Source organism: Cellulomonas biazotea (genome assembly GCF_004306155.1).
Classification (GTDB): Bacteria; Actinomycetota; Actinomycetes; order Actinomycetales; family Cellulomonadaceae; genus Cellulomonas; species Cellulomonas biazotea.
In genome coordinates, this window is sequence record NZ_BIMR01000282.1 from 1 (window position 1) to 5,579 (window position 5,579).

Genomic DNA, 5,579 nt, shown 5'->3' on the forward strand with positions numbered 1-5,579 from the left:
CGGCGGCGGCTGCCGCGTCGACGCGGTCGGCGGCGGCGGCCAGGTCGGTGCCGGGCGGCAGCGGCTCGCCGGAGGGCGCCGGGACCGGGTCGGGCATCCGCGCGACGACGCCTGCGCGGCGCCCGGGGCTGACCCCGACGCCGCGCAGGACCACGGTGGTCGTCGTCATCGGCCGGTGGTCGTCCCGGCGCCGGTGGCGTCCGGTTCGCCGCGTGGCGCCGGGACGCCCGTGTCCCTCGCCGGCTTCTTCTCGAGGTCGGGCCGGTCGGCGGTCGGATCGGCGCCGACGAGCGCGTCGTCGTCCTCGCGGCCCGGGGTGCGCAGCTGCCAGCGCGTGATGACGAAGCGGAACAGGACGTAGTAGAGGACCCCGTACCCGAGTCCGACGAGGATGAGCAGCAGCGGCATCTCGGCGATGCGGAAGTTCAGCAGGTAGTCGATGGCCCCGGCCGAGAAGCCGAACCCGTCGCGGATGCCGAGGGCGTTGACCAGGGCGAGCGACGTCCCGGTGAGCACCGCGTGGATGGCGTACAGCGGGTAGGCGACGTACACGAACGAGAACTCGAGCGGCTCGGTGACGCCGGTGACGAACGAGACGAGCGCGGCCGAGCCCATGATCCCCGCGATGACCTTGCGGTGCTCGGGCTTGCTGGTGTGCACGATCGCGAGGGCGGCGGCGGGCAGCGCGAACATCATGATCGGGAAGAAGCCCGTCATGAACGTGCCGGCCGTCGGGTCGCCGTGCAGGAACCGCGCGATGTCGCCGTGCCAGACCTCGCCGTTCGCGTCCTCGTAGGAGCCGAACTGGAACCACGGCAGCGAGTTGAGCAGGTGGTGCAGGCCGATGGGCACGAGCAGGCGGTTGAGGGTGCCGTAGACGAACGCGCCGATGATCGTCGAGCCGGTGACCCAGTCGCCGAGGCTCGTGAACGCGGTGTCGAACACCGGGTAGACGAGCGACGCGACGACGGCGATGAGGACGGCGGCGCCCGCCGTGACGATCGGCACGAAGCGCCGCCCGCCGAAGAAGGCCAGGTAGGCGGGCAGCTTGATGCGGTAGTAGCGCTGGTAGAGCAGCGCCGCGACGAGCCCGATGACGATGCCGCCGAGGACGCCGTAGTTGATGAGCTCCTGCGGGTCGCCCTCGGCGGGCTTGCCCAGGACGTAGGGGGACAGGGCGTCGGTGACGCCGGTGAAGACCAGGTACCCGATGAGCGCGGCGAGGCCTGTCGACCCGTCGGCCTTGCGGGCGTAGCCGACGGCGACGCCGAGCGCGAACAGCAGGGGCAGGTGCGCGAACAGCGCGTTGCCGGCGGCGGCGAGGACCGCGCCGACCGGCAGGAGCCACTCGGCGTTCGCGCCGAGGCCGGCGGCGCCGAGCATGTCGTCCTGGCCGAGCCGCAGCAGCAGTGCCGCGGCGGGCAGGGACGCGATGGGGAGCATGAGCGAGCGGCCGATGCGCTGGAGCTGGGCGAGGCCGGGGACGCCCCTGCGGGGCGTGTCGACGGGGTCGACGACGGCGGTGGTCATGAGCACTCCTCGTTGCGTGTCGATGACGTGCGGGGCAGGCGTGCGAGGGACGATGGGGGGTCCGTGCGTCCGTGGGGCCGTCCAGCGCGGTGCGTGGTCTGGACCAGTTGCGAGCAGAGTGGTCTAGACCTCATCATGTGTCAAGAGTCACAGCCACGGCGTACGCGGACGACGTCCGACGCCCGGGCGGCGACCTGCCCGACCAGCCCGACACCGCACGAAGGAGTGGACCGCACGGTGGAGCAGCCCGCGCACGAGGACGCCGCAGCGGCGCACAAGTACCTCGTCGTCCGCGACCACCTCGTCGCGCTCGTCGCGCAGCAGCTCCGCGTCGGCGACGCCATCCCCTCCGAGCGTGCCCTCTGCCAGGAGTTCGGCCTGTCCCGCATGACCGTCCGGCAGGCCGTCGACGCGCTCGTCACCGAGGGCGTCCTCGTCCGCGAGCACGGCCGCGGCACGTTCGTCGCCCCGCAGCGCATGGACTTCGAGATGCGGCTCACGACGTTCGGCGAGGAGATGCGCCGCCGCGGCATGGAGCCCACGACGGCCGTCCTCGCCGCGCAGGCCGTCGCCGCGACGCCCGACGTCGCCGCCGCGCTCGAGGTCGAGCCCAAGGACCGCGTGCACTACCTGTACCGCGTGCGCAGCGCCGACGGCGCGCCCATGTGCATCGAGCAGGTCTGGGTGCCGGCCGCCCTCGCGCCCGACCTGTTCGACGACGGCCCTCCCGCGAGCATGTACGACGCGCTGCGCGCCCGCGGCCTCGCGCCCGAGTGGGGCGAGGACACGCTGTCCGCCGACGAGGCCACCGACACGGAGGCGTCCCTGCTCGGGCTCGGCGACGCCCGGGCCGTCCTGCGCGCCGCCCGCCGCACCTACGCCGAGACCGGCGCCGTCATGTACTCGCGGGCCTGCTACCGCGCCGACCGGTACAGCGTGTGGGTCCCGCTGCGCGCGCCCCGGCCCTCGCTCGTCCCGCGCCGCCGCGCCGACGCCGCGGCCGACCCGCCGCCGGCGGCACCCCACCCGACGGACCCCACCGCACGACCGCTGCCGGCCGGTGCGGGAGCACGAGGAGAGCGGCCATGAGACCCGAGGGCATGGAGCAGGCGGCGGCGATCCTCGCCGCGCTCGGCGGCGTCGACAACATCGACGAGATCGAGCCGTGCACCACGCGGCTGCGCTCGCTCGTGCGCGACACCTCCCGCGTCGACGCGGCGGCCCTGCGCGCCGCCGGCGCGTTCGGCGTGATGATCTCCGGACGGGTCGTCCAGGTGGTCGTCGGCCCCCGCGTCGACACCATCGCGAGCGACCTCGACGAGCTGATGTGACCGACCCGGCCGCCGGGACACCACGAAGGAGCACGACATGAGCAAGGCGGAGAAGATCCTCGCGGCCCTCGGCGGGGACGCCAACGTCCTCGACCTGGAGCCGTGCATCACCCGGCTGCGCGTCGAGGTCGCCGACCCGGGGCAGGTCGACGACGCCGCGCTGCGGGCCGCGGGCGCGATCGCCGTGGTCCGGTCCGGCATCGCCGTGCAGGTCGTCGTCGGCCCCGAGGCCGACACGCTCGCCTCCGACATCGAGGACCTGCGCTGATGGCCCTGACGATCCTCGCCCCCGTGACCGGCCAGGTCCGCGCGCTCGCGGAGGTCGACGACCCCGTGTTCTCCGCGGAGCTCGTCGGGCCCGGCCTCGCGGTCGACCCGGCGCACGAGCCGGGGTCGCAGGTCATCGCTCCCGTCGCCGGCGTCGTCGCGAAGCTGCACGCGCACGCGTTCGTCGTCCAGACGCCCGACGGGCGCGGCGTGCTCGTGCACCTCGGCATCAACACCGTCCAGCTCGGCGGCGCGGGCTTCACGCTGCACGTCCGCGAGGGTGACGCCGTGACGGCCGGCCAGGTCGTCGTCACGTGGGACCCCGCGGCCGTCGAGGCCGGCGGACGCTCGCCGGTGTGCCCGGTCGTCGCGCTCGACGCCGGTCCCGACGCGCTCGACCGCGTCGCGCAGCCCGGCGACACGGTCGCGGCCGGCGAGCCGTTCCTCGAGTGGGCGTGAGCCCCGCACCGGGCGCCCCGGTGCTCGAGGTCGCCGTCCAGGACGTCGGCGGTGCCGTCGCCGCGGTGCGGTGCGGGGCCGACCGGCTCGAGCTGTGCAGCGCGCTCGCCGCGACCGGCGGGCTCACGCCGAGCCGCGGGCTGCTCGACGGCGTCGTCGCCGCCCTCGCCACCCACGCCGCGCTCGACGCACCGCTGGGCGGCACCGGCCGGTCCGTCGGCGTGCACGTCCTGGTGCGGCCGCGACCCGGCGGGTTCGTCTACGACGCCGACGAGGTCGACGTCCAGGTGCGCGACGTCCGTGCGGCCGTCGCAGCCGGGGCCGCGGGCGTCGTCGTCGGGGCGCTCGACGCAGGCGGGGCCGTCGACGTCGGCACGCTGCGTCGCCTCGTCGACGCCGCCGACGGTCGCGACGTGACGTTCCACCGGGCGGTCGACGTCGCCGCCGACCCGCGACCCGTGCTCGACACGCTGCGCGCGTGCGGCGTCGTGCGGGTGCTCACGTCCGGCGGGGCCGCGCGCGCCGCGGACGGGACGGACCGCCTCGCCGCGATGGTCGCGCACGCCGACCGTCGCGTGCAGGTCATGGCGGGTGGCGGTGTGCGACCGGCGGACGTCTCCGCGCTCGTCGCGCTCGGCGTCGATGCCGTGCACCTGTCGGCCAGCCGGCACGTCGCCGCGGACGGCGGCCCGGGCGGGGGAGGCGGCGACGGCTACACGACGACCGACCCCGACGTCGTCGCGGCGGCCCGCGCGGCGCTCGACGCGGTCACCGTCTGACGGCGGACGTCTCGCGCGCCGGCCGCGACGCGTCGGTCGAGCGCCCGCCGGGGTGACCGGTCGGGACCCGACGACCGCCGGGTCCCGACCGCCGGGTCAGAACACCCAGCTGCACACCGGCGCGACCGGCCAGCCGAACGCCGAGGCGGCCCCCTGCACCGCCCCCGCGCGCCGCTCGGTCACCAGCCCGGCACGGACCTGCGCCGCGAGCGACCGGCCGCCGAGGTAGGCGGCGCCGAGCTCGCGGACGTCGAGCTCGAGGTCCGCGGCCTCGTCGGTGCGCACGACCTGCGCCTCCCACGACCCGTCGACGGGCGCCGACGCGGTCGTGAGCCGCCACCGGCCCGCGTTCGCGGGCAGGCGGGCGTCGCGGACGTCGAGGACGACGTCGACGGGCGCCGCGTAGCGCCGGCCCGTCAGCGCGGCGGGGAGGTCGAGCAGTCGCACCCACAGGTTGTCGGTGACCCGCGGGACGGCGCCGCGCGGGTCGACGAGCTGGTGCAGCAGCGGGTCGTCGGCGGGGAGCATCGGGCCCTCGACGGTCGCGGTGAGGTCGAGGTCCAGCACGAACGACCACAGCCGGTGCGAGGCCGCGGCGTCGAGCGCGGCCGCCTCCCGGACGAACACGGTGAACTGCGGCCCGGCCTCGGCCCACTTGTCCTTGCGGCGCAGCAGCGCGTAGGCGCGCGGCGCGCCGTCGGCGTCGTGCACGGTGGCGATGCGCAGCGGCTCGCCGCCGTCGCGCCAGGCCGGCGGGTCGGCGAGCTGCCGGCGTCGCAGCGCGTCGGTGTCGCGCGTGATCCAGCCGGGCCGCCCGGCGCCCGCGGCGCGGTGCAGCGCGTCGACGACGTCGGTGTGCGTCGCGACGTCGAGCGGGCCGAACCGCACGGTCAGGCCGTCGGTGCCCGGCACGTCGCGCAGCGCGGCACCGCGGCCGAGCTTGACACGCACGTCGTCGGCGGCCGACCCGTAGCCGAACCGCCCGTAGATCGCGTGCTCGGCGGCGAACAGGGCCGACACGGGCTCGCCGCGCCCGAGCGAGCGGTCGAAGTGGCTGTCGATCATCGCCGAGAGCAGCCCCTTGCGGCGGTGGTCGGGGCGGGCACCGACCCACGTGAGGCCCGAGCAGGGCACCTGCGCCCCCGGCACGGGCAGCGTGAACGGGAACGACGCGTGGACCGCGGCGAGCTCGCCGTCGGGGCCCTCGACCGCG

7 protein-coding genes are annotated in these 5,579 nt (G+C 76.0%); 5 read left to right on the forward strand and 2 right to left on the reverse strand.

Annotated features, from left to right (window positions below; translation table 11 throughout):
• Nucleotides 1–165 precede the first annotated feature (165 nt).
• A complete protein-coding gene (locus tag CBZ_RS16595) occupies nucleotides 166–1,530 on the reverse strand; it encodes a PTS transporter subunit EIIC (RefSeq protein ID WP_130782596.1) in 1,365 nt (454 codons plus the stop codon).
• Between the two features lie 237 nt (nucleotides 1,531–1,767).
• Here CBZ_RS16595 and CBZ_RS16600 point away from each other — a divergent pair, with 237 nt between their 5' ends.
• The 5 genes from CBZ_RS16600 to CBZ_RS16620 are packed head-to-tail and all read left to right on the forward strand — an operon-like array spanning nucleotide 1,768 to nucleotide 4,366.
• Nucleotides 1,768–2,619: a GntR family transcriptional regulator gene (locus CBZ_RS16600; RefSeq protein WP_246013502.1), complete on the forward strand. Its 852-nt coding sequence runs from the start codon at nucleotides 1,768–1,770 to the stop codon at nucleotides 2,617–2,619.
• On the forward strand, nucleotides 2,616–2,861 hold the full coding sequence (locus CBZ_RS16605) for a glucose PTS transporter subunit EIIB (protein ID WP_174768693.1): 246 nt from the start codon (nucleotides 2,616–2,618) through the stop codon (nucleotides 2,859–2,861). The genes CBZ_RS16600 and CBZ_RS16605 overlap by 4 nt, the downstream gene beginning before the upstream one ends.
• Before the next feature lie 37 nt (nucleotides 2,862–2,898).
• Nucleotides 2,899–3,129: a PTS sugar transporter subunit IIB gene (locus tag CBZ_RS16610; RefSeq protein ID WP_130782597.1), complete on the forward strand. Its 231-nt coding sequence runs from the start codon at nucleotides 2,899–2,901 to the stop codon at nucleotides 3,127–3,129.
• Nucleotides 3,129–3,587 carry a PTS sugar transporter subunit IIA gene (locus CBZ_RS16615; protein WP_130782598.1) on the forward strand — a complete coding sequence of 153 codons (459 nt, stop codon included), beginning with the start codon at nucleotides 3,129–3,131 and terminating at the stop codon, nucleotides 3,585–3,587. The genes CBZ_RS16610 and CBZ_RS16615 overlap by 1 nt, the downstream gene beginning before the upstream one ends.
• Entirely contained in the window at nucleotides 3,584–4,366 is a 783-nt protein-coding gene (locus tag CBZ_RS16620) for a copper homeostasis protein CutC (RefSeq protein ID WP_130782599.1), read from the forward strand. The genes CBZ_RS16615 and CBZ_RS16620 overlap by 4 nt, the downstream gene beginning before the upstream one ends.
• Before the next feature lie 96 nt (nucleotides 4,367–4,462).
• Here CBZ_RS16620 and CBZ_RS16625 read toward each other — a convergent pair.
• Nucleotides 4,463–5,579: GNAT family N-acetyltransferase (locus CBZ_RS16625; RefSeq protein ID WP_130782600.1), on the reverse strand; the 1,117-nt coding region annotated here is incomplete at its 5' end.

Coding starts and splice junctions, on each gene's coding strand:
- CBZ_RS16605 (WP_174768693.1), top strand. CDS start 2,616: ATGAGACCCGAGGGCATGGAGCAGGCGGCGGCGATCCTCGCCGCGCTC.
- CBZ_RS16615 (WP_130782598.1), top strand. CDS start 3,129: ATGGCCCTGACGATCCTCGCCCCCGTGACCGGCCAGGTCCGCGCGCTC.
- CBZ_RS16610 (WP_130782597.1), top strand. CDS start 2,899: ATGAGCAAGGCGGAGAAGATCCTCGCGGCCCTCGGCGGGGACGCCAAC.
- CBZ_RS16595 (WP_130782596.1), bottom strand. CDS start 1,530: ATGACCACCGCCGTCGTCGACCCCGTCGACACGCCCCGCAGGGGCGTC.